General features: G+C 44.2%; 23 protein-coding genes and 1 other annotated feature. All 23 genes read left to right on the forward strand.

Annotated features, from left to right (window positions below):
• The first annotated feature begins 106 nt into the window (after window positions 1-106).
• Window positions 107-1,222: a citrate synthase gene (citZ, locus tag AS030_RS14145; protein WP_061972514.1), complete on the forward strand. Its 1,116-nt coding sequence runs from the start codon at window positions 107-109 to the stop codon at window positions 1,220-1,222.
• Window positions 1,223-1,327: 105 nt separating this feature from the next.
• Window positions 1,328-2,599 (forward strand): NADP-dependent isocitrate dehydrogenase, encoded by a 1,272-nt coding sequence (gene icd, locus AS030_RS14150; RefSeq protein ID WP_061972515.1) that lies wholly within the window; start codon window positions 1,328-1,330, stop codon window positions 2,597-2,599.
• An 86-nt stretch (window positions 2,600-2,685) separates the two neighbouring features.
• Window positions 2,686-3,627 carry a malate dehydrogenase gene (gene mdh / locus AS030_RS14155; protein ID WP_061972516.1) on the forward strand — a complete coding sequence of 314 codons (942 nt, stop codon included), beginning with the start codon at window positions 2,686-2,688 and terminating at the stop codon, window positions 3,625-3,627.
• Window positions 3,628-3,714: 87 nt separating this feature from the next.
• Window positions 3,715-4,191, forward strand: a complete 477-nt coding sequence (locus AS030_RS14160) for a MaoC/PaaZ C-terminal domain-containing protein (RefSeq protein WP_061972517.1) — start codon at window positions 3,715-3,717, stop codon at window positions 4,189-4,191.
• A gap of 240 nt (window positions 4,192-4,431) precedes the next feature.
• Window positions 4,432-5,142, forward strand: a complete 711-nt coding sequence (locus AS030_RS14165) for a response regulator transcription factor (protein WP_061972518.1) — start codon at window positions 4,432-4,434, stop codon at window positions 5,140-5,142.
• Complete coding sequence (pnpS, locus tag AS030_RS14170) at window positions 5,142-6,881, forward strand: two-component system histidine kinase PnpS (protein ID WP_061972519.1); 1,740 nt, start codon at window positions 5,142-5,144, stop codon at window positions 6,879-6,881. The genes AS030_RS14165 and pnpS overlap by 1 nt, the downstream gene beginning before the upstream one ends.
• Window positions 6,882-7,097: 216 nt before the next feature.
• Window positions 7,098-9,737 carry a DNA polymerase I gene (polA, locus tag AS030_RS14175; protein ID WP_061972520.1) on the forward strand — a complete coding sequence of 880 codons (2,640 nt, stop codon included), beginning with the start codon at window positions 7,098-7,100 and terminating at the stop codon, window positions 9,735-9,737.
• Between the two features lie 60 nt (window positions 9,738-9,797).
• Window positions 9,798-10,619, forward strand: coding sequence for a DNA-formamidopyrimidine glycosylase (gene mutM / locus AS030_RS14180; protein ID WP_061972521.1), 822 nt, complete (start codon window positions 9,798-9,800; stop codon window positions 10,617-10,619).
• A gap of 59 nt (window positions 10,620-10,678) precedes the next feature.
• Window positions 10,679-11,311 carry a sporulation membrane protein YtaF gene (gene ytaF, locus AS030_RS14185; protein WP_061972522.1) on the forward strand — a complete coding sequence of 211 codons (633 nt, stop codon included), beginning with the start codon at window positions 10,679-10,681 and terminating at the stop codon, window positions 11,309-11,311.
• Window positions 11,312-11,328: 17 nt separating this feature from the next.
• Window positions 11,329-11,919 (forward strand): dephospho-CoA kinase, encoded by a 591-nt coding sequence (coaE, locus tag AS030_RS14190; protein WP_061972523.1) that lies wholly within the window; start codon window positions 11,329-11,331, stop codon window positions 11,917-11,919.
• Between the two features lie 133 nt (window positions 11,920-12,052).
• Window positions 12,053-13,090, forward strand: coding sequence for a glyceraldehyde-3-phosphate dehydrogenase (locus AS030_RS14195; RefSeq protein ID WP_061972524.1), 1,038 nt, complete (start codon window positions 12,053-12,055; stop codon window positions 13,088-13,090).
• 310 nt (window positions 13,091-13,400) lie between these two features.
• Window positions 13,401-13,784 carry an adenosylmethionine decarboxylase gene (speD, locus tag AS030_RS14200; protein WP_061972525.1) on the forward strand — a complete coding sequence of 128 codons (384 nt, stop codon included), beginning with the start codon at window positions 13,401-13,403 and terminating at the stop codon, window positions 13,782-13,784.
• A gap of 88 nt (window positions 13,785-13,872) precedes the next feature.
• A complete protein-coding gene (locus AS030_RS14205) occupies window positions 13,873-14,268 on the forward strand; it encodes a hypothetical protein (RefSeq protein ID WP_061972526.1) in 396 nt (131 codons plus the stop codon).
• A 75-nt stretch (window positions 14,269-14,343) separates the two neighbouring features.
• Window positions 14,344-14,805 carry a transcriptional regulator NrdR gene (gene nrdR / locus AS030_RS14210; RefSeq protein WP_061972527.1) on the forward strand — a complete coding sequence of 154 codons (462 nt, stop codon included), beginning with the start codon at window positions 14,344-14,346 and terminating at the stop codon, window positions 14,803-14,805.
• A 93-nt stretch (window positions 14,806-14,898) separates the two neighbouring features.
• The gene (locus AS030_RS14215; protein WP_061972528.1) at window positions 14,899-16,269 is read left to right on the forward strand and encodes a replication initiation and membrane attachment family protein; all 1,371 of its coding nucleotides are present in this window, start codon (window positions 14,899-14,901) and stop codon (window positions 16,267-16,269) included.
• Between the two features lie 14 nt (window positions 16,270-16,283).
• Entirely contained in the window at window positions 16,284-17,222 is a 939-nt protein-coding gene (gene dnaI / locus AS030_RS14220; RefSeq protein ID WP_061972529.1) for a primosomal protein DnaI, read from the forward strand.
• A gap of 119 nt (window positions 17,223-17,341) precedes the next feature.
• A complete protein-coding gene (locus AS030_RS14225) occupies window positions 17,342-18,193 on the forward strand; it encodes a GRP family sugar transporter (RefSeq protein WP_061972530.1) in 852 nt (283 codons plus the stop codon).
• A gap of 15 nt (window positions 18,194-18,208) precedes the next feature.
• A complete protein-coding gene (locus AS030_RS14230) occupies window positions 18,209-18,997 on the forward strand; it encodes a glucose-1-dehydrogenase (protein WP_061972531.1) in 789 nt (262 codons plus the stop codon).
• Between the two features lie 149 nt (window positions 18,998-19,146).
• Window positions 19,147-20,253 carry a cyclic dehypoxanthinyl futalosine synthase gene (gene mqnC / locus AS030_RS14235; protein WP_061972532.1) on the forward strand — a complete coding sequence of 369 codons (1,107 nt, stop codon included), beginning with the start codon at window positions 19,147-19,149 and terminating at the stop codon, window positions 20,251-20,253.
• Between the two features lie 181 nt (window positions 20,254-20,434).
• Entirely contained in the window at window positions 20,435-21,196 is a 762-nt protein-coding gene (locus AS030_RS14240) for a basic amino acid ABC transporter substrate-binding protein (RefSeq protein ID WP_061973031.1), read from the forward strand.
• 25 nt (window positions 21,197-21,221) lie between these two features.
• A complete protein-coding gene (locus tag AS030_RS14245) occupies window positions 21,222-21,878 on the forward strand; it encodes an amino acid ABC transporter permease (RefSeq protein ID WP_061972533.1) in 657 nt (218 codons plus the stop codon).
• Window positions 21,879-21,986: 108 nt separating this feature from the next.
• A complete protein-coding gene (ytxC, locus tag AS030_RS14250; RefSeq protein ID WP_061972534.1) occupies window positions 21,987-22,826 on the forward strand; it encodes a sporulation protein YtxC in 840 nt (279 codons plus the stop codon).
• 53 nt (window positions 22,827-22,879) lie between these two features.
• Window positions 22,880-23,105 (forward strand) — a binding site (T-box leader).
• A 75-nt stretch (window positions 23,106-23,180) separates the two neighbouring features.
• A complete protein-coding gene (gene thrS / locus AS030_RS14255) occupies window positions 23,181-25,112 on the forward strand; it encodes a threonine--tRNA ligase (RefSeq protein ID WP_061972535.1) in 1,932 nt (643 codons plus the stop codon).
• The last annotated feature ends 330 nt before the right edge of the window (window positions 25,113-25,442 follow it).

A 25,442-nucleotide genomic window follows, 5' to 3' on the forward strand; every position in this document is an offset into this window, starting at 1 on the left:
TACATTTCTTAATAGGCCAGAAATGTAAGCTCTTACTTATAAGAGTTTTTTGGTATTGTGCTTTTCTATTAAAGGAGAAAGAGATTCTAGAAAGGGAGAGATAACCATGACAGCAACAAGAGGATTAGAAGGTGTAGTAGCTACCACCTCATCTGTCAGCTCAATCATTGATGATGTACTGACATACAGAGGGTACAGCATCGATGATCTCGCAGACCATGCAACATTTGAGGAAGTAGTGTATTTATTATGGAATGGCAAACTTCCTAACGAAAGAGAACTTGAACAGTTTAAAGCAGAGCTTGCAGAACAAGCGACCGTATCTGAAAATTTAATCAACCAATTGAAATCGCTTCCGCTAAAAGGGGTACATCCGATGGCGATTCTGCGTACAGCTGTCTCTATGCTAGGCATGTATGACGACGAAGCGGAAGATATGTCAACAAAAGGAAACTACAAAAAAGCGGTAAAACTTCAAGCGCAGATTTCAACTGTGGTTACAGCGTTTGCAAGAATAAGGGAAGGCAAAGACCCTGTTGCTCCGCGCAAGGATCTCGGCTTCGCCGCCAACTTCCTGTACATGCTGACTGGCAATGAGCCGGATGAAGTGGCAGTGGAAGCGTTTAATAAAGCGCTTGTTCTTCATGCAGACCATGAACTGAATGCATCCACGTTTACAGCACGTGTAGCGGTTGCCACGCTTTCTGATATTTATTCTGGTGTTACTGCTGCAATCAGCGCCCTTAAGGGACCATTGCACGGCGGTGCCAACGAGCAGGTTATGAAAATGCTCAGCGAAATTAAAGAAGAAGAAAACGTTGAAAGCTATTTAAGAAACGCAATTGACAACAAACAGAAGATCATGGGCTTCGGACACCGTGTATATAAGAGTGGTGACCCGCGCGCCAAGCATCTTCGTGAGATGAGCAAGCAGTTAACGACAACAACAGGCGAAGAAAAATGGTATAACATGTCTGTGAAGCTTGAAGGATTGTTGAAAGAAGAAAAAGGCCTTCTTCCAAATGTTGACTTCTATTCAGCAAGTGTATATCACAGCCTTGGAATTCCGCATGATATCTTCACACCGATTTTTGCAGTAAGCCGTGTATCCGGTTGGATTGCTCACATTCTTGAGCAATATGAGAATAACCGCCTGATCCGTCCGCGTGCAGATTACACCGGGCCTTCCATGCAGAAATACACACCGCTTGCCGAGCGTTAAAAAAAGATGGTGAGAAGAGGGCTTCCTCTTCTCATTTGAACGGTATTTTAGTAGGATAGAAAAGTAAGAGTTTTTGGATAGATTACAGATAGGAGGACAAGCAACATGTCAAACGGAGAGCGTATTACAGTAGATAACGGGGTATTAAATGTACCAAACCATGCAATTATTCCTTTTATTGAGGGAGACGGGACAGGCCCTGACATTTGGGCGGCTGCATCTCGTGTATTGGAAGCAGCAGTAGATAAAGCATATAACGGTGAGAAGAAAATTGTCTGGAAAGAAGTTCTTGCCGGAGAAAAAGCATTCAACGAAACTGGGGAATGGCTTCCAGCTGAAACACTTGATGTGATCCGCGATTACATAATCGCTATTAAAGGACCTTTAACTACACCGGTTGGCGGCGGAATCCGTTCATTGAACGTAGCACTTCGCCAAGAGCTTGACTTGTTTACATGTCTTCGTCCGGTTCGTTATTTCAAAGGTGTTCCTTCACCGGTTAAACGGCCAGAAGACACAGATATGGTTATCTTCCGTGAGAACACTGAAGATATTTACGCTGGTATCGAGTATGCAAGCGGTTCTGATGAAGTGAAGAAAGTAATCTCTTTCCTTCAAAACGAAATGGGAGTTAACAAAATTCGTTTCCCAGAAACTTCTGGAATCGGAATCAAACCAGTTTCTTCAGAAGGTACAAAGCGTCTTGTGCGTGCTGCTCTTCAATATGCAATCACTGAAGGCCGCAAGAGCTTAACGCTCGTTCACAAAGGAAACATCATGAAATTTACAGAAGGTGCTTTCAAAAACTGGGGTTACGAGCTTGCTGAACAAGAGTTTGGCGATAAAGTATTCACTTGGGCTCAATACGACCGCATTGTAGAAGAGCAAGGAAAAGAGGCAGCGAACAAAGCACAGGCTGATGCAGAAGCTGCAGGAAAGATTATCGTTAAAGACTCAATCGCTGATATCTTCCTTCAGCAAATCCTTACTCGTCCGGCAGAATTCGATGTTGTAGCAACAATGAACCTGAATGGTGACTACATTTCCGATGCACTGGCTGCACAAGTAGGCGGAATCGGAATCGCTCCTGGAGCCAACATCAACTATGAAACTGGACATGCGATCTTCGAAGCAACTCATGGTACAGCTCCTAAATATGCTGGTTTGGATAAAGTTAACCCATCTTCTGTTATCCTTTCTGGTGTGCTCATGCTTGAACACCTTGGATGGCATGAAGCAGCTAAACTTATCACGAATGCTATGGAAAAATCCATTGCAGAAAAAGTGGTAACTTATGACTTCGCTCGTCTGATGGACGGTGCTACAGAAGTAAAATGTTCCGAGTTTGCTGACGCATTGATCAGCAAGATGAAATAATAACAAAAGGCCCCGACTTCCGGGGCCTTTTGTAAAATTTAACGAGCTGCAGGACAGAAACCTGAATACCTTGGAGGGATAATAGAATGGCAGTGAATTCGCGCAAAAAGATTTCGGTCATCGGTGGAGGATTTACAGGAGCAACTACTGCATTTATCGCAGCACAAAAAGAACTTGGCGATGTGGTTCTTGTTGACATCCCACAAGCTGAAAACCCTACGAAAGGCAAAGCGCTGGATATGCTTGAAGCAAGTCCGGTACAGGGGTTTGATGCCAACATTATCGGTACTTCCAACTATGAAGATACAAAAGATTCCGATGTGGTGGTCATCACAGCCGGTATTGCACGCAAGCCCGGCATGAGCAGGGATGATCTTGTCAACACGAATGCAAACGTCATGAAAAGTGTTACACAAGAGATTGTGAAGCATTCACCTAATGCCGTTATCATTGTTTTAACCAATCCGGTGGATGCCATGACCTATACCGTATTGAAGGAATCCGGTTTCCCGAAAAGCCGTGTGATCGGGCAGTCTGGTATCCTTGACAGCGCCCGCTTCCGTACCTTTATCTCACAAGAGCTTAACTTGTCTGTAAAAGACATTACCGGGTTTGTCCTTGGCGGACATGGAGATGACATGGTTCCGCTCGTTCGTTACTCTTACGCAGGCGGTATTCCGCTTGAAAAACTGATTCCTCAGGAGCGTCTGGATGCCATCGTGGAACGTACACGGAAAGGCGGAGGAGAAATTGTTAATTTGCTTGGAAATGGCAGTGCCTATTATGCACCAGCGGCATCTATGGTTGAAATGGTGGAAGCTGTTCTTAAAGACCAAAGGCGCGTTCTTCCATCCATCGCTTACCTTGAAGGTGAGTACGGCTATCAAGGAATCTGTCTTGGAGTACCGACCATTATTGGAGGAAACGGACTGGAAGAAATCATTGAGCTGGAACTTACAGCAGATGAAAAAGCCGCTCTTGACCGTTCGGCTGAGTCTGTAAAAGCAGTCATGAACGTGCTTGCATAATGATAGAAGATTCGGGACTTCCCGAATCTTTTTCTAGCACCAAAAATGTAAGCGTTTACTTTTTGATTCGGGGAAGGGGTGTTCTATATGCTGCTTGGAAAAAAACGAAAACTGGGCAGAAAATTAGAAGAAATCAAAACAGGTGAGAAGCTTGAGTTGTCTGAAGCGATAGAAGATAAAGATCTCCTGTTATATCTTGGACTTACCAACGATAATAATCCTTTATTCATCCAGCATGACTATGCATCGATGACGCCTTTCAAAAAGCCAATTGTTCCACAAATCATGCTGACGGGAATGGTAACCTCGGCCATATCAAAATATTTGCCGGGACCAGGAAGCAGTATTAAAAAACAATCCCTTACCTTCATTAAGCCCGTTCACCATTATGGAAAAGTACATTTTCTTTTCCAGGTGACCGGCATCAACGAGGCAGCCCATTCTATTACCATGTCGGTGGAGGGCAAAAATGAAAAGAACGAAAAGGTGCTTGAAGGAGAACTTGAAGTTTGTCCTCCCTATGCTCCAAAATCGATTACTTCCCATACCTTGGAAAATTTCTGAGGAAATTTCTAGGAAAATTTCTGAGGAAATTTCTAGGAAAATTTTTAGGGGGATTTCTAAGACCGGCTGCAGAGCTGGTCTTTTTTCATTTGGAAATACCCGTCAAGAATGAGCACCACTCTCAATAAAAATTTTACAAACTTTACGAAATCTTTATTCTGACCCTTTTGTGCATTGAAGAAAAAAATAGTATGATTGTAATGAATCAAGTGAAACGTAACTATAAAAGGGTGGGAAAAGATGAGCCAGAAGATTATGGTAGTCGAGGACGAATTATCGATCTCAACATTATTGCAATTTAATTTAGAACAAGCTGGTTTTGAAGTGATCACTGCTATGGACGGACGCAAGGGCCTGGAATTGGCAGAGATGGAAAAACCGGATTTAATGGTTCTCGATCTTATGCTTCCTGAGATGGATGGCCTTGAGGTTTGCAAAAACCTGCGGCAAAAGCAGATTTTTATTCCCATTCTCATGCTGACTGCAAAAGATGATGAGTTTGATAAAGTCCTGGGGCTGGAGCTTGGGGCTGACGACTATATGACAAAGCCATTTAGCCCGAGAGAAGTGGTGGCCCGTGTTAAGGCGATCTTAAGACGGACAAAGCAGATGGCCGTGGAAGAAACTGCTCCTGAGGAAGAAGCAGAAAAACTGACGATCGGCGAGGTTGAGGTATACCCGGAAAATTATGAGGCCTTTTATAAAGGAACGGCACTGGAATTAACACCAAAAGAATTTGAACTTCTCGTTTATCTGTCAAAAAATAAAAACAGAGTATTAACCCGTGAGCAGCTTCTGTCAGCTGTTTGGAATTATGATTTTGTCGGTGATACACGAATAGTTGATGTTCATATCAGCCACCTCCGGGAAAAAATCGAAGAAAATACACGCAAGCCCATCTATATTAAAACCATACGGGGAATGGGCTATAAATTAGAGGTTCCTCAGTAATGCCGGATTTTAAAAACCGGGTACTTTCTTTTTTCCTGGTTGGCATTATGCTTGTTTTTATTTTGCTTGCTTTAATTGTGGGAGGGCTGGTACATTACACCATCAAGGAGAAGCGGGTGCAATCCTATCTGCATGATCTTGAGCTGGTGGCGGTTGCTGTCAGAGGCAATGATCAGGAACTGCTTAAAAAGCAGCTGATTATGGCAGAAAAGGATTTACATGGTAAACTTGTCTATCTTTCCCCTGAAGGCAAGGTGCTTGCCCAAACCGACAGAGAAGAACAGCCGGTTCCCCGGCAGCCATTACAGGGCTTGGACGGTTATAAAAAAGATGTACTGGTTTCCGCCAAATATATGGACCGCCTTTTGTATACTCTCCCTGTAAAAGAAGACTCCTCCGGTAATCTCCGTGGCTATGTACAGCTGATTATCCCGGAACAAGTGGCCAACCAAACAGAACGAACCGTATGGCTCAGCCTTTCACTTGGCTTTTTGCTCAGCCTTGTGATCGTTCTATTTATCTCAATCCGGGTGCTGGACCGCATTGTGAAACCGGTGGAAGAAGCGACCAGCACGGCGAAAGAATTGGCCCGGGGGAATTTTAAAGCCAGAACCTATGAGTATAAAGGTGATGTAGGAGAACTGAACTTTTCATTAAATGTACTGGCAAGAAACCTGGAAAAAATGACAAAATCGTACGAGTCACAGCAGGACCGTTTGAAAACCCTGATTGAAAACATGGGCAGCGGTCTGATCCTGATTGATTCCGATGGATACATCAATATCGTCAATAAAGCATTTAAAGAGATTTTTAGAGAATATACCGATTCCTGGAGCGGGCATTTGTTTCATGAGGTTTTTCCTTACAAGGAAATCAAGGAAATTGTGGAAGACACCTTTATTATGGAAACCAATATCCGCAAGCAGGTGGTCCTGCCGATTCATATTGAAAGAAAAAACTTTGATGTATACAGCGCACCCGTTTTAAACAGTCTTGGAAAACTGCGGGGTATGGTCCTGGTTTTCCATGATATTACCGAATTGAAAAAGCTCGAACAAATGAGAAAAGATTTTGTTGCCAACGTTTCTCATGAATTGAAAACGCCTGTTACTTCGTTAAAAGGCTTTGCTGAAACATTGCTGGATGGGGCGGACGGAAACCCGGAAATCCGCAAAAAGTTTTTAACGATCATATGGAAGGAGAGTGACCGGCTGCAGCATCTGATTCAGGACCTGTTGGATCTTTCCAAAGTGGAACAAGGGTTTTCGTTAAACCTGCAGAAAGTCAATCTGTCTGCCATTGTTGAAGAAGTGATCGTCATGCTTGAAACGAAGGCTAAGGAGAAAGAGATCACACTGAAGTACTCGGTCGAAGGGGACACCGCCATTGAAGGCGATGCTCCGCGTTTAAAGCAAGTATTTATCAATCTTATCAACAACAGTCTGAATTACACGCCTAAAGGCGGCCGGGTCACCATCAGGCTTAAGGAGAGCAGTGAGAAGGTAACGTTCAGTGTGTCGGATACCGGAATTGGCATTCAGAAGGAAGAAATCTCCCGTATTTTTGAGCGTTTCTACCGGGTGGACAAAGCAAGAAGCCGTAATTCCGGAGGCACAGGGCTTGGCCTGGCCATCGTAAAGCATTTGATTGAGGCCCATCATGGAAGAATTCATGTTAAAAGCAAACCAGGTGAAGGTTCGACATTCACACTTGTTTTTAGAAAAGAATTTGTTGAGTGAATTTACAAACTATTAACACTGGGTTTGTTTCAGCTTAACAGTCTCCATGTAATATGAAAGTATCCTTTTTCAGTACCCCCTTTAAGAGAATCCGATTCCGGGTTCTCTCTTTTTTTGTTTTTGCTCACCAGCAGGCAGAGCAAGGCGGCCGTTATTTTGTTTTCGGGGAAACCGATGGTACAATATAGTCAGAAAAACTGATCAGGGGGTATCATTTTGGCAAATAAACTAGTATTGATTGACGGAAACAGTATCGCCTACCGGGCGTTCTTTGCACTTCCTCTGCTCAATAACGAAAAAGGTGTTTACACGAATGCCGTTTATGGATTCACGACTATGCTTCTTCGCATATTGGAAGACGAAAAACCAAGTCATGTTCTTGTAGCTTTTGATGCAGGCAAGACGACGTTCAGGCATAAAACATTTGAAGACTATAAAGGAGGCCGTCAAAAGACGCCTTCCGAGCTTTCAGAACAATTCCCGCTGATTCGGCAGCTTCTGGACGGTTTTGGAATCAAGCGGTACGAGCTTGAAAGCTATGAAGCGGATGATATCATTGGCACCCTTTCCAAACAGGCCGCAGAAGGTGATTGGGATGTGAATGTCTATACAGGAGATAAGGATTTACTTCAGCTCGTAACGGAGAATGTGAAGGTTACACTCACAAGAAAAGGCATATCTGAAGTTGAAGCCTACGATCTCAAGCAGGTGGAAGAGAAATATGGCTTAACACCACATCAGATCATCGATATGAAAGGCCTGATGGGCGATCCTTCCGATAATATTCCGGGAGTTCCCGGAGTCGGGGAGAAAACAGCCATCAAACTGATTAAACAATTCGGTTCTCTGGAACAAACACTGGATTCCATTGATCAGGTGTCTGGAGCAAAGCTTAAAGAAAAGTTGATTGACAACAGAGATCAGGCATTGATGAGCAAGGAATTGGCAACCATTACGCACGAAGCTCCTATTGAGGTTTCTTTGAAGGATGCCGCATACCAGGGGTATGAGGCAGAACGGCTCCTCCCGCTGTTCAAGGACCTCGGATTTAACTCCCTGCTTGAACGGATTGGAGGGGACAGCGAGCAAGCAATGGTGAGTGAAGAAGAAAAAGAGGAGATCAATTTTGAAAAAGCGGAAGCGTTAAATGGTGAAATTTTATCTTCTCCTGCAGCCTTGATCGTAGAAACCACACCGGAAACCTATCACCGGGCGCCGGTAAACGGCCTGGCGATCGTTAATGAAAACGGAAGGTTTTACATTCCAGCAGACCTTGCCCTGTCTTCTCCCGAATTCAAGCAATGGGCGGAGGATACAAGCAAAGAAAAGTTTGTATTCGATGCGAAAAGAGCGTACGTCGCACTGGACTGGAATAATATTTCACTTCAGGGAGTGACGTTTGACCTGATGATCGCCTCATATTTGCTGAACCCCTCGGATTCGGGGGATGATGTGGCAGTGATTGCCAAGCGCTATGGCATCCATGATACCGATAGTGAAGAGGCGGTTTATGGAAAGGGAGCCAGGCGGAAGGTACCAGAAGAAAGCGTTCTTTCCGAGCATATGGTACGTAAAGCCAACAGCATTTATGTGCTTCAGGAAAAGCTGACGAATGAACTGAAAAAGAATGAACAATATGAGCTGTTTTCGGATCTGGAACTACCACTATCGCTGGTGCTTGGTGAAATGGAAACGACTGGCGTTAAGGTAGATGTAGGCAGACTGCAGTCCATGGGACAGGAGCTGACGGAGCAGTTGAATGCACTCGAAGCGGACATCCATGAACTTGCCGGGGTCGCCTTTAATATTAATTCACCCAAACAGCTTGGTGAAATCTTGTTTGAAAAGCTCAATCTTCCTCCCATCAAAAAAACAAAGACCGGCTACAGCACCTCGGTCGATGTGCTGGAGAAGCTGGAAGGCAAGCATGAAATCATCCGGAAAATTCTTGTTTACCGGCAGTTGGGCAAGCTGAGCTCAACCTATATCGAAGGTCTCCTGAAAGTGGTAGATCAACAGACAGACAAGATTCATACTCGTTTTAATCAGGCTCTTACTCAAACCGGACGCTTAAGCTCAACAGAGCCCAATCTGCAGAATATTCCGATCCGGCTTGAAGCAGGAAGGAAGATCAGACAAGCCTTTGTTCCAGCTACTTCAGGGTGGAAAATCCTGTCTGCCGATTATTCTCAGATTGAGCTCCGTGTACTAGCCCACATTTCTCAGGATGAAAATCTGATGGAAGCCTTTAAGAAAGAAATGGATGTTCATACGAAAACAGCGATGGATGTGTTCCATGTTGATATGGAGGATGTTACTTCGGAAATGAGAAGGCACGCGAAAGCCGTCAACTTCGGGATTGTATACGGAATCAGTGACTACGGATTGTCTCAAAGCTTGAATATCACAAGAAAAGAAGCGGGAGAATTTATCGAGCAGTATTTAAAGACGTTTCCGGGTGTCAAGGAATATATGGAATCCATAGTCCGACAGGCTAAACAGGATGGATATGTGTCCACGCTGATGAACCGTCGCCGGTATCTTCCGGAAATTACGAGCCGAAACTTTAATCTCAGAAGCTTCGCTGAACGCACCGCAATGAATACACCGATTCAGGGGACTGCAGCTGATATTATCAAGAAAGCCATGGTAGAAATGGAACGCGTGTTAAAAGAAGAAAAGCTTGAAGCCTTGATGCTGCTTCAGGTGCATGATGAATTGATCTTTGAAGCACCTGAACACGAAATTGAAAAACTTTTAAAATTGGTTCCTCAAGTCATGGAATCGGCCCTTGGCCTTGACGTTCCATTAAAAGTGGACTTGAATTACGGAGATACATGGTACGACGCAAAATGACAGAAAGAAAAAAGGAAAACAGCCGCCGGGCTGTTTTCCGTTTGATTAGAGGTGAAACAAATGCCAGAGCTACCTGAGGTAGAAAATGTAAAGAATACACTGAACCGGCTGGTTGGGGGAAAAACCATTAAAGAAGTCAGTGTGCTATGGAGCAACATTATCAAGCATCCGGAGCTGGATGAGTTTAAACTCCGGCTTGAGGGACAGACGATTCAGAATGTGGAACGCCGGGGTAAATTTCTGAAAATTTTCCTGGATCATGATGTGCTGGTGTCCCATTTGCGGATGGAAGGAAAATACGGGCTGAATCAGCTGGAGGATCCCTCGGACAAACATACCCATGTGCTTTTCTCATTTACAGATGGAACACAATTGCGGTATCGGGACGTAAGGAAATTTGGCACCATGCATCTTTATCCCATCGGAAAAGAAGAGCAGGAGCAGCCGCTATCAAAGCTCGGATATGAGCCTTTTTCTGCGGAATTGACTCCTTCTGTTATGAAAAAGATGTTTTCCAAGACCAGCAGGAGCATTAAAGCTGTGCTTTTGGACCAATCACTGATCACGGGACTTGGCAATATTTACGTGGATGAAATCTTGTTTGCATCCGGCATTCATCCAGAAAGGAAAGCGAACGAAGTGTCGCTTCCGCGATTGCAGAAGCTTCACGAACATATGGTATCCATCCTGAAAAACTCTGTTGAAAAAGGCGGCAGCACCATCCGCTCCTATACCAATTCAGAGGGGAAAACCGGAAACTTTCAGCTTGAACTGTTTGTTTACGGAAAGAAAGGAGAGCCATGCAAAACGTGCGGATCCGAAATCGACCGGTCCGTCGTGGCCGGGCGGGGCACCCATTTTTGCTCAAAGTGCCAGAAATAACACTTGCCAGGCTCCTTTCATATACTGCAATACGTGGTATGAAAGGAGCTTTTAGAGTCATGGTATCCTTTTCGATGCTCTTGCTGGCGTTTGCTGTCAGCCTTGACAGCTTTGGTACGGGGTTGACCTACGGAATGAAGGAAATCAAAATACCTATCAAATCGGTACTGATTATTTCCTCTTGTTCCGCCATTACTTTTTTCATGGCCATGGGGTTCGGCCATTTCCTCGAACGTTTCTTGTCTCCGCAAGCCGGTCAAATGGCCGGGGGGCTTATATTGCTGGGTCTTGGTTCATATTTCTTGTTTCAAGTTGCCAAGCCTGACAAAAAGGCTGAAACTGTACCCGAAGAGAAGACTATTGTAAAATTAGAAATAAAATCGCTCGGAATTATGATACAGATCTTAAAAAAGCCGACCATTGCGGATTTGGATAAATCGGGATCCATTAATGGCTGGGAGGCGGTGCTTCTCGGTGTTGCCCTTTCGCTGGATGCGTTTGGTGCAGGGATTGGGGCGGCCATGATTGATATGCCGCCGATTACAACGGCTTTCACGGTGGCAGCAATGAGTTCCATTTTTGTGCTTGCCGGCATAAAACTGGGTTTTGCGGTCTCCAAAGTTACCTGGATGAAAAAACTGACGTTTCTTCCGGGAATTCTGTTGATTATTATTGGTTTGATGAAATTGTAGTGAAGGGATGTTAACAAATGATTATTGGCCTGACCGGCGGAATTGCGAGTGGAAAAAGCACAGTTTCCAATTTTTTGCGAAGCTATGGACTGCCAGTTGTTGATGCAGATGTTATTGCGCGTCAGGTTGTGGAGAAGGGCCATCCTGCCTATGAAAAAATCGTGGAGTACTTTGGAAAACATATTCTGGATGAAGCCCAAAACATCGACAGAAAAAAGCTGGGAAGTATTGTTTTTACTAATGAAGAAAAGCGACTGATGCTTAACAGGATTGTTCATCCAGCTGTTCGGCTGGAAATGAAAAATGAGGCGGCAGCTCATTTAAAGGAGAGCCCATGTGTCGTTATGGATATTCCTCTGTTATTTGAAAGCGAATTAACGCATATGGTAGACCGGACCCTTCTTGTCTTTGTGGATGAGGAAACCCAATTAAGCCGGCTGATGGAACGAGACGGCTATACAGAAGCAGAGGCAAAGAGCAGAATCGCGGCGCAAATGCCGCTAAAGGATAAAGTGCAGCTTGCCGATGCAGTAATCATGAACAATGGTTCATTGGAAGAATTAAAAGAGAAAGTGGAGATCCAGCTTCACGAATGGAAAATCATTTAACCCTCTGTTATAGGCAGAGGGTTATTTTTTCGCCCGTTTTTATAAAATAGTGTTCTTTTTTTGATCAATTATGCTATACTAATCATAGCAAAAGAGAGATAAAAGTATAACACATATTTGGAGGGAGCATACCATGAAAGCAAAAGTAGCGATTAATGGACTCGGGCGAATCGGAAGAATGGTTTTTCGAAAAATGATGGAGGAAAACAATGAATTTGAAGTGGTGGCAATCAATGCCAGTTATCCTCCAGAAACGCTGGCACATATGATAAAGTATGACTCCATCCATGGAGCTTATAAAGGTGAAGTCACTGCCCAAGAGGGATACTTAATGGTGAATGGGCAAAAGGTTCTGCTGCTCAATTCCCGTGATCCAAGGGAACTGCCTTGGAATGGACTTGGGATTGATCTTGTGATCGAAGCAACTGGAAAATTTAAATGTCAGGAAACTGCAGGCTATCATTTGCAGGCCGGCGCTAAAAAAGTGATTATTACCGCTCCCGGAAAAGATGAGGATGTAACCATCGTTATGGGAGTGAATGAGAGCGATTACAATCCGGATAAACACCATATTATTTCTAACGCATCTTGTACAACCAATTGCCTGGCCCCAGTAGTAAAAGTACTGGATGACCATTTTGGCATTGAATCAGGTATGATGACAACGGTACATGCTTATACAAATGACCAAAAGAATATTGACAACCCGCATAAAGATCTTCGCCGTGCGCGGGCGTGCGGACAATCAATTATCCCGACTTCGACAGGGGCTGCCAAAGCGATTGCCAAGGTGCTTCCTCATCTTTCAGGCAAGCTTAATGGGATAGCGCTTCGAGTGCCTACGCCAAATGTGTCACTGGTGGATTTCGTGGCTGATCTAAAAACAGAGGTAACAGAAGAGAGGATCAATGAGGTACTGAAGTCGGCTGCGAACGGATCCATGAAGGGGATTCTGGGCTATAGTGATGAACCGCTTGTTTCCGTAGATTACAATGGAAACGAAAATTCATCGATAATTGACGGATTGTCCACGATGGTCATTGAGAATAGAAAAGTAAAAGTACTGGCATGGTATGATAACGAATGGGGGTATTCCTGCCGTGTCGTCGATCTTGCGGGCTTGGTTGCCGCAGGACTTAAACAAGAAGAAAACATCAAGATACCTTCCTGATCACAGGGGAGTCTCTTTGACAGCACCGACACATTTGGTGCTGTTCTTTTTTGTGTGGTTTGGTACTTAATTTGTCTAAGGTATGCGAATACTTTTCATATAAAATATTCAGAGGAAAAATTGAATCAGGTTATTGCAAATGAAATATAAAACAAGTATACTATGATTCGTGAACTTCAAATAAAGCAAACCAAGGCGTTGGATTCTACTTAAAGGGTTAGGACCTCTTAGGACTAACTTTCCCCCGTGGTAGATGTTCAATACCGCATGCTTGAAGGCATGAAAATTTTTTAAGGGGGACTATGCTAATATGGATACAATGGGAAGACACGTAATTGCCGAACTATGGGGTTGCAACAGTGAAAAGCTGAATGACATGAAATTTATTGAAGAAACATTTGTTGACGCTGCTTTAAGAGCAGGCGCAGAGGTGCGTGAGGTGGCTTTTCATAAATTTGCACCGCACGGCGTTAGCGGAGTTGTTATTATTTCAGAATCTCATCTGACAATCCACAGTTTTCCAGAGCATGGTTATGCAAGCATTGATGTATACACTTGTGGGGATCGAATTGATCCAAATGTGGCTGCTGATTATATTTCACAGGCATTGGAAGCAAACAGCCGTGAAAATTTAGAGGTTCCGCGTGGAATGGGTCCTGTCAAAGTTAAAAATAAAGTTGCCGCAAATCAATAATAAAAAAGTTAAATGAAAAAGAGGTGTGTAATTTGCACCTCTTTTTTTACATGTTATTCTATAAGTAACAACCCTGAGGAGGAAGACCATGCTGCGACGATTGCAAAACATTTTGAAAAATAATTCAGAAACTTCTGAAAAACATTATGACCCCTTGCTCAGAACGCCGTATTTTAAGGCAAACCGCAATAGCGTCATGGATGCGTTGGAAGAATTAGTCCGTCAGAAACAGAATTATAAGCTGCTCGGTTCATCCAAGGAAAGAGGCGAATTTTCCTTTCAAGTGACCTCCCCCCGAAAAGCGTTCGTTGTTGTAACCGCAACCACGCTAAGACCATACCGCACAGCCATCGACTTCAATGTGTCCACCGAATCTGCCCTTCCCGTCGACTTTGGATACAGCAAAAAAGTCATTTCCAATGTAACCGAAGAACTAAAAGGAAAGCTCGAATATATCGGAACATCTTTAATGGAAAACAATTAATTCTTGTCACCCGCCTTCCTTTTGTCTAAGATAGAATTATAGTAGAGGAACATTAATTTTTGGAGTTGATCTGCATTGCGTTGTCCGTCCTGTCAATATAACGGTACAAAAGTGCTTGATTCCCGACCCGTTCATTCAGGAAGATCGATTCGCCGTCGACGTGAATGCGAATCATGCAACTATCGATTTACCACATTTGAAACCGTTGAAGAAATACCGCTCATAGTTGTAAAAAAAGATGGTACCAGGGAGGAGTTTAGCCGGGAAAAAATTCTCCGCGGACTCATTAAAGCGTGTGAAAAGCGTCCTGTTCCCTTGGAGGTACTTGAAAATATTGTGGATAATATAGAAAAAGATCTCCGGAACCAGGGGGCATCTGAAATAAACAGCCAGGAAGTCGGTGAAAAAGTCATGGATTATTTGGCAGACACGGACGAAGTAGCTTATGTCCGATTTGCTTCCGTTTACCGGCAATTCAAGGACATTAATGTATTTATTCAGGAACTAAAGGACCTAATAAAAAAAGACGAGCACTAACCTGCGTAAGACAGAACCGGTTTTACGCTTTTTTTTATCGAAAGGTCCTAAATCCTCTGCAACAACAGAAATTCTTTTTGAAAGGTGAGAACCATGAGTGTACACTGGAAAGAAATTGTCCCGGTGGATACATATGAGGTTCAATTTAGCGGCTATCTTCATGATGTAGACCGCAAAGTATTGACCATGCTGTACCAGCCGTTAATAGGGGCTTTTGCCTATAGTTTATATATGACATTCTGGTGCGATGCGGAGATGGAGGTTGAGAACCCCCAAACCCATCAGCGTCTGATGAATGTCACCCAGTTTTCATTGAAAGACATTATAGCAGCACGCAAGAAGCTCGAAGCCATCGGCTTGCTGAAAACATATAAAAGAGAAGAAAATGAATCAAAGTTTTTTCTGTATGAATTGCAGACTCCGCTTTCTCCGGCTGCTTTTTTCAACGACGGAGTGCTGAATATCTATTTGTACAACCGGCTGGGGAAAACGAAGTATTGCGAGATGAGAGATCATTTTCTGCAGGAAGAAACAGAAGTGGATGAATATCAAGAGGTTACCGCATCGTTCAGCGACATATTTGCCTCCCTTCATCCTTCGGAGATGACCGCCGGCACCTATTCGGAAATACAAGAAGGCGCCAACGGCAGGCTGGCAGACCGAAGGCCTGGCAGAACGTTGGAGATTTCGGCAGAGGAATTTGATTTTGATTTACTGGTTTCCAGCATTTCCAGCTTTATACTTCCAAAAGAGGTGATTACGCCTTCGATCCGGGAAGCGATTGTGAAGCTGGCCTATGTGTACCAGATGGAGCCACTGGAAATGAGCCGGCAAATTCAGAGTGCCTACCATATCCACGGGGAGCTGACCGAAGAAAACCTTCGGAAAGAGGTTCAGAAATGGTACCGGATTGAAAACAATAACCAGCTTCCGCAAATGGCCCTCCGGACTCAGCCGCAAGGTTTGAAAACCGTCAGTGGCGAGCCTGTTTCGGAAGAAGAGAAAATGATAAAATACTTTGAAGAGGTTTCTCCTTATCAGCTCCTCGAGCATCAATCAGGAACAAGGCCGGCCGAAGCCGACTTGAATATTGTCAGCTACCTGATTCTCGAGCAAAAGTTGACACCGGGTGTTGTGAACGTATTGATCGATTATGTATTAAAAACCAACGATCTTAAGCTGACCCGGTCATTTGTCGAAAAAATCGCCAGCCATTGGGCGAGAAAAAAAGTGAAAACTGTTCCTGAAGCCATGGCGCTGGCCCGTTCCGAGCAAAAGAAATACAAAGACTGGCAGGAACGGAAAAATACGTCCTTTCAACGAAATACCTCACAAAGAAAGGCACCGAGGCTGCCAGACTGGCTTAAGGACGAGAATGTGCCGGCAGAGAAATCCAGTCCGAACATCAACGAAGAAGAAGAACAAAATCAGCAATGGCTGGAAAACTTGCTTAAAGATATTTAAAGGGGGGATCAACATTGGAATCCATTACTGACGCTGTAAAAAAGATGGAAGGTTACGACCAGCTTAGAAGACAGCTTGACCGTATTAAGCAGCAGGTACTCCAAGATCCGTATGTCGCTTCTTTTATGGAAGCGAACCCTGGCATCAATGAAGTTAACCTGGAAAAAGGGCTCACCAAGCTGTATGAGTACTCCAAAGAAAGGCATCAATGCGCCAACTGCCCGGGCCTGGAACGTTGCCCGAATTTGATGCAGGGCTACCAGCCTGTGCTGACTGCGGAGAAAAATCAGATTGATATCTTTTATGAGAAATGCTTTCTGAAAAAGCAGGATGAAAAGCAAAAATCGATGACAGCATTAATTAAAAGTTATTTTATTCCAAAGGATATTCTCAAAGCTTCATTCGACCGCCTGCACAGTATTGATCAGGATCGGAAAGAAGCAATTGGGGCAGCTGCTGAATTTGTAAAAAAAGTGGCGGCTGGCGAGGAATGCAAAGGCATTTATTTTTACGGTAAATTTGGCGTCGGAAAAACGTATCTTCTCGGTGCGATCGCAAACCGGCTGGCAGAGCGTCAGATTCCTTCGCTATTGGTGCATACACCCGAATTTCTTCGGGAGATGAAAAACAGTCTCTCGGATGGATCATTCAATGAGAAAATGGAGCTGTTGAAAACCGTTCCTGTATTGATGCTGGATGATATCGGGGCCGAAAACATGACCAATTGGGTCAGAGACGAAATTATCGGAGTGATTTTGCAATACCGCATGATGGAACGTCTGCCGACCTTATATTCTTCTAATTATGATTTTTCGATGCTGGAAGAGCATTTTTCCTACTCTCAAAAAGGGGGCCTCGAGGAGGCAAAGGGAAAACGAATCATGGAACGGATCCGCCATCTTACTGTTCCAATTTTTATTGGCGGAGACAAAAACTTTAGATCCTTACAATAAAGAGCAAGCAAACCTTTGTCAATCATTGGCAAAGGTTTTTTGTTTGAACTGATGATTCTTCGGGAAGATGCTAATACTACTACCTATAGAATCAGCAGAAAGAAAGGAAATCAATGAATATGGGAATACTTTTAGCAGTAGTTACAGCGGTTTGCTGGGGAAGCATTGTGCTGGTGAGCCAAAAACTGGGGGGAGATTCATACAGCCAGACCCTGGGCATGACAATCGGCGCCCTGGTCTTCTCCATCGTTACATTTTTTATCGTCTCTCCCGAAATAAATACACTTGTCTTAACAATTGGCGTGATATCCGGTGCTTTATGGGTTGTCGGCCAGCGCTTCCAATTTGCAAGTGTGGATCACCTCGGTGTATCCAAAGCTGTTCCTCTTTCTACCGGGATGCAGTTGTTTGGAACCACCCTTTTTGGGGTGCTCGTTTTTCATGAGTGGAAAACAAAAACTGAAATCATTGTTGGCATTATTGCGATTGTGGTTATTATATTGGGGGCTGTTTTTACTTCCATTAAGGATAAAAGCAATGAAACCGGCGGGGGGAACACCAAAAAAGGCTTGCTTATTCTCCTGCTTTCAACAGCAGGCTATGTTGGCTATGTGGTGATAGTCAACTGGTTTAAAATCGGAGGCTGGGAAGCCATACTTCCTCAGGCGGCAGGTATGTTTGTAGGTGGTTTACTTCTGACGTTCACAGGGAAACCGTTTAATAAATTTGCGATAAGAAACATTATTACGGGGCTGATTTGGAGCACAGGAAATATTACTTTGCTGCTGTCACTGCCCAAAATCGGAGTGGCGACAAGCTTCTCGCTATCCCAGACGGGGATCATTATTTCTACTCTAGGCGGGATTTTTATCCTGAAGGAGAAGAAGTCGAAGCGGCAGGTCATATTTGTTATTGCAGGATGTTTACTCATTATTGCGGGCGGCGTTATGCTCGGATTTACAAAATCTTAAGGAGCGGATGAAGATATGTTTACAGATTTAGAAGGAAAAGTTGTTATTATTACTGGTTCAACCACTGGCATCGGAAAAGCATGCGCGCAGAGGTTCGCAAAAGAAAAAGCGAAAGTAGTCATCAATTACCGGAGTGAAAAAGGAAACGACCTGGAAGAGCTTCTTCAGGAACTAAGAGATCTTGGCGGAGATGCGATTGGGGTTCAGGCCGATGTAACAAAAGAGGAAGATGTTAAGCGAATGGTTCAGGAAACCGTGAAGACGTTTGGCACCCTGGATATATTTATCAATAATGCGGGAATTGAAAATGAGGTTCCGTCACACGAACTTTCACTGGAAGACTGGAATAAAGTCATTTCCACCAACCTTACAGGACAGTTTCTCGGCTGCCGTGAAGCCATTGATTACTTTCTGAAACATAACATCGAGGGTAATATTATAAACATGTCAAGTGTCCATGAAATCATTCCATGGCCGCATTTTGTCCACTATGCAGCTAGCAAGGGCGGCGTAAAATTAATGACCCAAACCCTTGCCATGGAATATGCGCCAAAGAAAATCAGAGTAAATGCGATAGGGCCGGGTGCCATCAATACACCGATCAACGCAGAAAAATTCGCGGATCCTGGAAAAAAGGCGGATGTGGAAAAACTGATTCCAATGGGTTATATCGGAGAACCTGAGGAAATCGCTTCTGTAGCTGTCTGGCTCGCTTCAAAAGAATCCAAATATGTTACGGGCCATACGCTTGTTGCCGACGGCGGAATGACACTGTATCCTTCCTTCCAGGCAGGAAGAGGATAATCCACATAAGAAATAAATGGGGCTCCCTTGATCAGGGAGCTCTTATTTTGTGTAGGTACGAGCCTGTTTGTTTGCTTCACAAATTTCATAAAACTATGATAGGATTATAGAATGCTACATAAGATGTTCCGTAACTGGAGGTAATATAGATGAGCATTGATGCGATTTTGCAAAAAGCACTGGATGGCAAACGTTTGACCGTCGAAGATGCGGTTGCTCTGTATGAAAGTGATGAAGTGGAAAAGATGGGAGAAGCGGCCGACGTGATCATGAAGCGCTGGCACCCGGAACCCATTACGACTTTTGTAATCGGGAGAAACGTCAATTACACGAATTTTTGTGATACATACTGCCGTTTCTGCGCGTTTTACCGCCCGCCGGGAAGCGAGGAAGGCTATGTATTGGATGATGAAGTGATCTTCCAAAAGATTCAGGAAACCATTGATGTCGGTGGTACAGAAATCCTGATGCAGGGAGGAACCAATCCGAACCTTCCATTTTCTTATTATACTGACCTGCTTCGCAATATTAAGAAGCGCTTTGATATTACAATGCACTCTTTTTCACCCGCAGAAATCTGGAAGATGGTTGAAGTTTCCGGCCTAACTCTTGAGGAAGTGCTGAAAGAGCTGAAAGACGCAGGGCTCGATTCCCTTCCGGGCGGAGGAGCAGAAATACTGGATGACCGGACGAGAAAAAAAATCAGCCGGTTGAAAGGGTCCTGGACAGAATGGATGGAGTGCATGAAAACGGCAAAAAAAGTCGGCCTTCATTCCACGGCTACCATGGTTATTGGCTTTGGTGAAACCTTTGAAGAACGGGCGATGCACTTGCAGCGGGTACGTGATGCGCAGGATGAAACCAATTGCTTCCTTGCCTTTATTTCATGGACGTTCCAGCCGGATAATACCAACTTAAAAGGGGAAAAGACGTCACCAAGAGAGTATCTGAAAAACGTGGCTATCTCCCGCCTGTTCCTCGATAACATTGCTAACTTCCAGTCTTCCTGGGTTACGATGGGACCTGAAGTGGGCAAGAAGTCCCTTCATTACGGCTGCAACGATTTCGGAAGCACGATGATGGAGGAAAACGTGGTATCTGCAGCGGGGACCACTCATAAAGTAAATACGAACCTGACCCTGCGTTTAATTCGTGAAGCCGGCAAGATTCCGGCCCAGCGCAATACGAAGTACGAAACCTTGCGTGTGTTTGATGGAGAAGAAACCGCCGAAAAAGATTTTGTGATGCAAAACTAATGAACCAAAAGCCTGGCCTTTTAGCAAAGGGGCCGGGCTTTTTTGTTTGTAAACGACATATTTACCTAAATAATTATGGGAATATTCTCATTTTTAATAATTTTGTTATAATAGAAGAGAATACATATATTAAGGGGGAAAAAGATTGAAAAAAGTCATTTTATTTTTATTATTGTTGAGTATGCTCGCTTTGGCTGCCTGTGGAAGCCAGTCAACATCCGGATCCGAAGGCGGAAGCAAAAACGAAAAACTGGTGGTGGGGACAGATGCAGCTTATGCACCGTTTGAGTATTTGAAAGACGGGAAAATCGTCGGGTTTGACGCAGACTTGCTTAAAGCCGTCATGAAAGAAGCAAAGCTGAAATACGAATTGAAAAATACAGGCTGGGAGCCATTGTTTGCTTCTCTCAAGAGTGAACAGGTACAGGCTGGCATCTCCGCCATCACAATCAATGACAAACGAAAACAAACCTATGATTTCTCCTCTCCATATTTTGAATCCATCAACAAAATCCTGGTCAAGGAAGGTTCCCCCATTAAGGGCGTGGATGACCTGAAAGGAAAGAAAGTCAGTGTTCAAAACGGAACGACCGGACAGGACGCGCTTGAAAAGAAATTCGGCAAGGGCGACGCCAATGTGAAAAAATATGAAACCAACGTATTGGCTATCCAGGCCCTGTTGAACGGAGAAGTGGATGCTGTGGTGGCAGACAACACCGTGGTAGATGAATACGCCAAAAATAATCCGGACAAAAAACTGACAGTGGTGGATGACAAAACCAACTTTGAGTCTGAATACTATGGCATTGCTTTCCCGAAAGGAAGCGAGAATAAGAAAAAAATCGATAAAGCATTAAAAACGGTCATTGATAATGGAACCTACTCCAAGGTCTATAAAAAATGGTTTAAAGTAGAACCGAACCTGGATGCATTGAAAAAATAACCTGACACAATGACCGGAGGCACAGATGGATTTTAAATTTGATCTGATTGAAAAATACATGCCTTTGTTTCTGAAAGGCACATTGATTACCATAGAAATTTCGGCAGCGAGCATCGTGATTGGAACCATTATGGGGCTATTGATCGCTCTTGGAAAAATGTCTTCCAACGCCTTTCTCCGCCAGCCATTTATCTGGTACATTAATTTTTTCCGGGGAACTCCTCTGCTTGTACAAATATTGCTTATTCACTTTGCGGTCATGCCGTTGTTTATGAAGCCCCCGGTTGCTCTTATTTCTGCGATTACCGCTCTTTCCCTTAATGCAGCCGCCTATATTGCAGAAATTTTCAGGGCGGGGATTCAATCGATTGATAAAGGACAGACAGAAGCGGCTCGTTCTTTGGGTATGACCCACCGGCAGACGATGAGACATATTATCATACCCCAGGCGTCCAAACGCATGATTCCTCCGCTTGGCAATGAATTCATTGTTCTGATTAAGGATTCGTCCCTTGCGGCGATCATTGCAACAGAAGAGCTGATGTATTGGGGAAGAGCGATGATGGGGGAATACTACCGTCCATGGGAGCCTTTCTTAACGGTTGCCTTTATTTATTTAATCCTTACGTTGACGCTGACCCATTTGTTGAACTTTATTGAACGGAAATTTGCTATTGACTAAAAAAACAGCAGGGAACCCTGCTGTTTTTTAATATTCTTTGAAAAGGGTTCATTTTTCACGACATTGTCCCATATAGTGTATTATCGAGTGTTTAGGGGAGGGACAGGGTTGGCAGAACTTATTTTTGCAGATCAAAAAACGTGTTACCAATTACAAAAGGAACTGCAGCAGATGGCGAAATCACTTAACATTCAACCTTCCTTTGTAGAATGCAGAAACCACTCCTTGGTGCTGGACACAACATATGATTTGGAAAGCGCCGCAGATGTCATGGCCGCATATACCCGAAAAAAAGTGGAGGAATCCCGTATCCTTTTTTTTATCGAGCATTTTTTTTATTTTACCGACGCTCAGGAGCAGCGGGAAATTGCAGCAATCGTTAAAGAGTTTATTGAACAGGAGCGGGAAGATGTGCCGGCGGTCAGGGAGCTGGACACCTGTGATTACCATATGAGGGATGCCTGGAGAAAAATTCTGTCAGAGAAAGAGCTGTCGTTCACGTTCGAGTCTTTTTTGCAATTCCGGCTTAAGGATTACTTCGAATTGCTCCAGGTGTATGTGGAATGTGCGATCGATGAATACAAGCTGGAGCTGGATTATCAGGCATTTGTTGAGCAGCTGCGAAAATGTGCGGCGAGTCAGCCGTATCTTACGGATGAGATTCATGTCGCTTATGACGGTGAATTCAAGCTGTATGACAATCATTACCGGCTGTACAGCAAAAAAATGCTGGAGCTTATGCATGAAAGAGCCCTTGTTCTGACACAGGAATTAGACCTGGATCAAGAAGTTCTGGGACCGAGTATCGGTCTTGCTCCGGAAATCCTTCATTTGTATCTGGAAGATGAAAATCATGGCATGGTACATACCTTGCAGAATATTTTCCAGGAACGATTGATTAAAAAACCGCTTCATGCCTTTTATGGCAGGATCAACCGACAAAGTTAGCTCTTGATTTTGAGGAGCTGCTTGCCTATAATGGAGGTATCAATTGGATACCAAAATGAGTAAAGATAAGGACATGTGATATTTTTTACGGTTTATAGAGAGGAATGCCCAGGCTGAAAGCATTCCAACACGGAAAAATGTTGTACCCCCTTTGAACTTCAGCGGTGAAAAACAGGAGTAGTCGCTGACGGCCCAAAGCCGTTAAATCTTGACCGAGTGCCGCCGCATATTTTGCCGCGGAACAAGGGTGGAACCACGAGTACAACACTCGTCCCTTTTTGTGGACGGGTGTTTTTTGTATTTTAATTAATCATTAGCGTGCATACTGTATTGTAAAAAAAGGAGAGATTAACCATGGCAGACATTAAACTGACATTTCCAGATGGTTCTGTTCGTGAGTATCCGAAAGGAACTACTTCCGAGCAAGTGGCTGACTCCATCAGTTCAAGCCTGAAGAAAAAATCAGTAGCAGGAAAAGTCAACGGAGTAATATATGATTTTACCCGTCCGATTGAACAAGATGCATCGATTGAAATCGTTCCCCAGGATTCCCCTGAGGGACTTGAAATGACCAGGCACAGCACGGCCCACCTGATGGCTCAGGCGATCAAACGGCTGTACAAAGACGTGAGACTCGGCATTGGTCCCGTGATCGAAAATGGATTTTATTATGACATCGATATGCCGGAAGCTTTAACTCCGGAAGACCTTCAGAAAATTGAGAAAGAAATGAAAAAGATTGTCAGCGAAAACCTACCGATTGTCCGTAAGGAAGTCAGCAGGGAAGAAGCCTTGGCCATCTATGAAAAGTTGGATGATCACCTGAAGCTGGAGCTGATCCGTGATCTTCCGGAAGATGCAGTCATTACCATTTACGAACAGGGTGAATTCTTTGATCTTTGCCGCGGACCGCATGTGCCGTCCACAGGAAAAATCAAGGCGTTCAAGCTGATGAGCATTTCAGGTGCCTACTGGCGTGGAGACAGTAACAATCAAATGCTGCAGCGTATCTATGGCGCAGCCTTTTTAACTCAAAAAGAGCTCGATCAGCACCTGGTTTATCTTCAGGAAGCAAAAGAGCGTGATCACCGTAAGCTTGGGAAAGAGCTGGATCTCTTTACGATTTCTCAAAAAATCGGACAAGGTCTTCCAGTATGGCTGCCTAAGGGAGCAACCATTCGCCGCATCATTGAGCGCTATATCGTGGATACTGAAGTAAAGCTTGGTTATGACCATGTGTACACTCCTCACCTTGGAAGCGTAGAGCTTTATAAAACTTCCGGCCACTGGGATCATTATCAGGAAGATATGTATCCTGCGATTGAAATGGATAACGAACAGCTCGTGCTTCGTCCGATGAACTGCCCGCACCATATGATGGTGTTTAAGAACAGCATGCACAGCTACCGCGATCTGCCAATTCGTATCGCAGAACTCGGAACCATGCACCGCCATGAAATGTCCGGAGCACTGGCTGGCCTTCAGCGTGTCCGTTCCATGACACTGAATGATGCTCATATCTTTGCCCGCCCGGACCAATTGAAGGATGAGTTCATCCGTGTGGTAAAACTTATTCAGCGAGTATACAAGGATTTTGGCATTACGGATTACAAGTTCCGTCTGTCCTACCGCGATCCTGAAGACAAAGAGAAATATGTGGACAATGACGAGATGTGGGAAAAAGCTCAGGCGCTTCTCAAAGAAACAATGGAAGACATGAATCTTGATTATGTTGAAGCGGAAGGCGAAGCGGCGTTCTATGGCCCGAAACTCGATGTACAGGTGAAAACAGCGCTTGGAAAAGATGAAACGCTGTCCACTGTACAGCTTGATTTCCATTTGCCTGAGCGTTTTGACCTCACGTATAAAGGTCGTGACGGTAAGGATCACCGCCCAGTCGTTATTCACCGCGGTGTCGTTTCCACGATGGAACGTTTTGTTGCCTTCTTGATTGAAGAATACAAGGGAGCATTCCCTGTATGGCTGGCTCCGGTACAGGTTCAAATTATTCCGGTTTCTTCTGTACACGAAGAATATGCGAAAAAGGTGAGCGAAGAGCTGCTTGAAGAAGGTATCCGTGTGGAAGTGGACAACCGTGATGAGAAACTCGGCTACAAGATCCGTGAAGCTCAAATGCAGAAAATCCCGTACATGCTCGTACTCGGTGATCAGGAGATTTCCGACCAGACCGTGAACGTGCGTAAATACGGAGAGCAAAAGTCCGAAACCGTAGCTTTTGAAGCATTCAAAGAAAGCATCCTTCAACAAGTAAACAAAAGAGGTTAACAAAAAAGAACTGCGAAGTGATTCGCAGTTCTTTTTTGTCCTTCTAAATTTACTGGCGTGAGGAATTTTTTAAGTGCCTCATTGATTAGTTGATCGAAGTGCAAGGTGGCGAGACTCCAGCGGGATAAGCGGGACAGATGAGACCAAGGAGGCGCTCGCGCCGTTACCGCAGGAGCTTGCGACGAGAAAGTAGGCGTTTACGCCGGTAAGGCTCAGCGCCCGCCCGCGGAAAGCGAGTCACCTGTAACGAAGATCAACCCCCTCGATGGCTGTGCAGCTTTTTAAAAAGATACTCCTTGCCAAACTCTCCGATATGCTGTAAAATAATTT

The organism is Fictibacillus enclensis (assembly GCF_001457035.1).
GTDB lineage: Bacteria > Bacillota > Bacilli > Bacillales > Fictibacillaceae > Fictibacillus_C > Fictibacillus_C enclensis.

What these genes read in the sequence shown, in the direction of transcription:
- AS030_RS14205 (WP_061972526.1), top strand. Translation starts at nt 13,873, where the DNA reads ATGCTGCGACGATTGCAAAACATTTTGAAAAATAATTCAGAAACTTCT.
- pnpS (WP_061972519.1), top strand. Translation starts at nt 5,142, where the DNA reads ATGCCGGATTTTAAAAACCGGGTACTTTCTTTTTTCCTGGTTGGCATT.
- AS030_RS14225 (WP_061972530.1), top strand. Translation starts at nt 17,342, where the DNA reads ATGGGAATACTTTTAGCAGTAGTTACAGCGGTTTGCTGGGGAAGCATT.
- mdh (WP_061972516.1), top strand. Translation starts at nt 2,686, where the DNA reads ATGGCAGTGAATTCGCGCAAAAAGATTTCGGTCATCGGTGGAGGATTT.
- citZ (WP_061972514.1), top strand. Translation starts at nt 107, where the DNA reads ATGACAGCAACAAGAGGATTAGAAGGTGTAGTAGCTACCACCTCATCT.
- AS030_RS14160 (WP_061972517.1), top strand. Translation starts at nt 3,715, where the DNA reads ATGCTGCTTGGAAAAAAACGAAAACTGGGCAGAAAATTAGAAGAAATC.
- AS030_RS14195 (WP_061972524.1), top strand. Translation starts at nt 12,053, where the DNA reads ATGAAAGCAAAAGTAGCGATTAATGGACTCGGGCGAATCGGAAGAATG.
- thrS (WP_061972535.1), top strand. Translation starts at nt 23,181, where the DNA reads ATGGCAGACATTAAACTGACATTTCCAGATGGTTCTGTTCGTGAGTAT.
- AS030_RS14240 (WP_061973031.1), top strand. Translation starts at nt 20,435, where the DNA reads ATGCTCGCTTTGGCTGCCTGTGGAAGCCAGTCAACATCCGGATCCGAA.
- mutM (WP_061972521.1), top strand. Translation starts at nt 9,798, where the DNA reads ATGCCAGAGCTACCTGAGGTAGAAAATGTAAAGAATACACTGAACCGG.
- AS030_RS14165 (WP_061972518.1), top strand. Translation starts at nt 4,432, where the DNA reads ATGAGCCAGAAGATTATGGTAGTCGAGGACGAATTATCGATCTCAACA.
- coaE (WP_061972523.1), top strand. Translation starts at nt 11,329, where the DNA reads ATGATTATTGGCCTGACCGGCGGAATTGCGAGTGGAAAAAGCACAGTT.
- ytaF (WP_061972522.1), top strand. Translation starts at nt 10,679, where the DNA reads ATGGTATCCTTTTCGATGCTCTTGCTGGCGTTTGCTGTCAGCCTTGAC.
- AS030_RS14215 (WP_061972528.1), top strand. Translation starts at nt 14,899, where the DNA reads ATGAGTGTACACTGGAAAGAAATTGTCCCGGTGGATACATATGAGGTT.
- mqnC (WP_061972532.1), top strand. Translation starts at nt 19,147, where the DNA reads ATGAGCATTGATGCGATTTTGCAAAAAGCACTGGATGGCAAACGTTTG.
- speD (WP_061972525.1), top strand. Translation starts at nt 13,401, where the DNA reads ATGGATACAATGGGAAGACACGTAATTGCCGAACTATGGGGTTGCAAC.
- AS030_RS14230 (WP_061972531.1), top strand. Translation starts at nt 18,209, where the DNA reads ATGTTTACAGATTTAGAAGGAAAAGTTGTTATTATTACTGGTTCAACC.
- AS030_RS14245 (WP_061972533.1), top strand. Translation starts at nt 21,222, where the DNA reads ATGGATTTTAAATTTGATCTGATTGAAAAATACATGCCTTTGTTTCTG.
- icd (WP_061972515.1), top strand. Translation starts at nt 1,328, where the DNA reads ATGTCAAACGGAGAGCGTATTACAGTAGATAACGGGGTATTAAATGTA.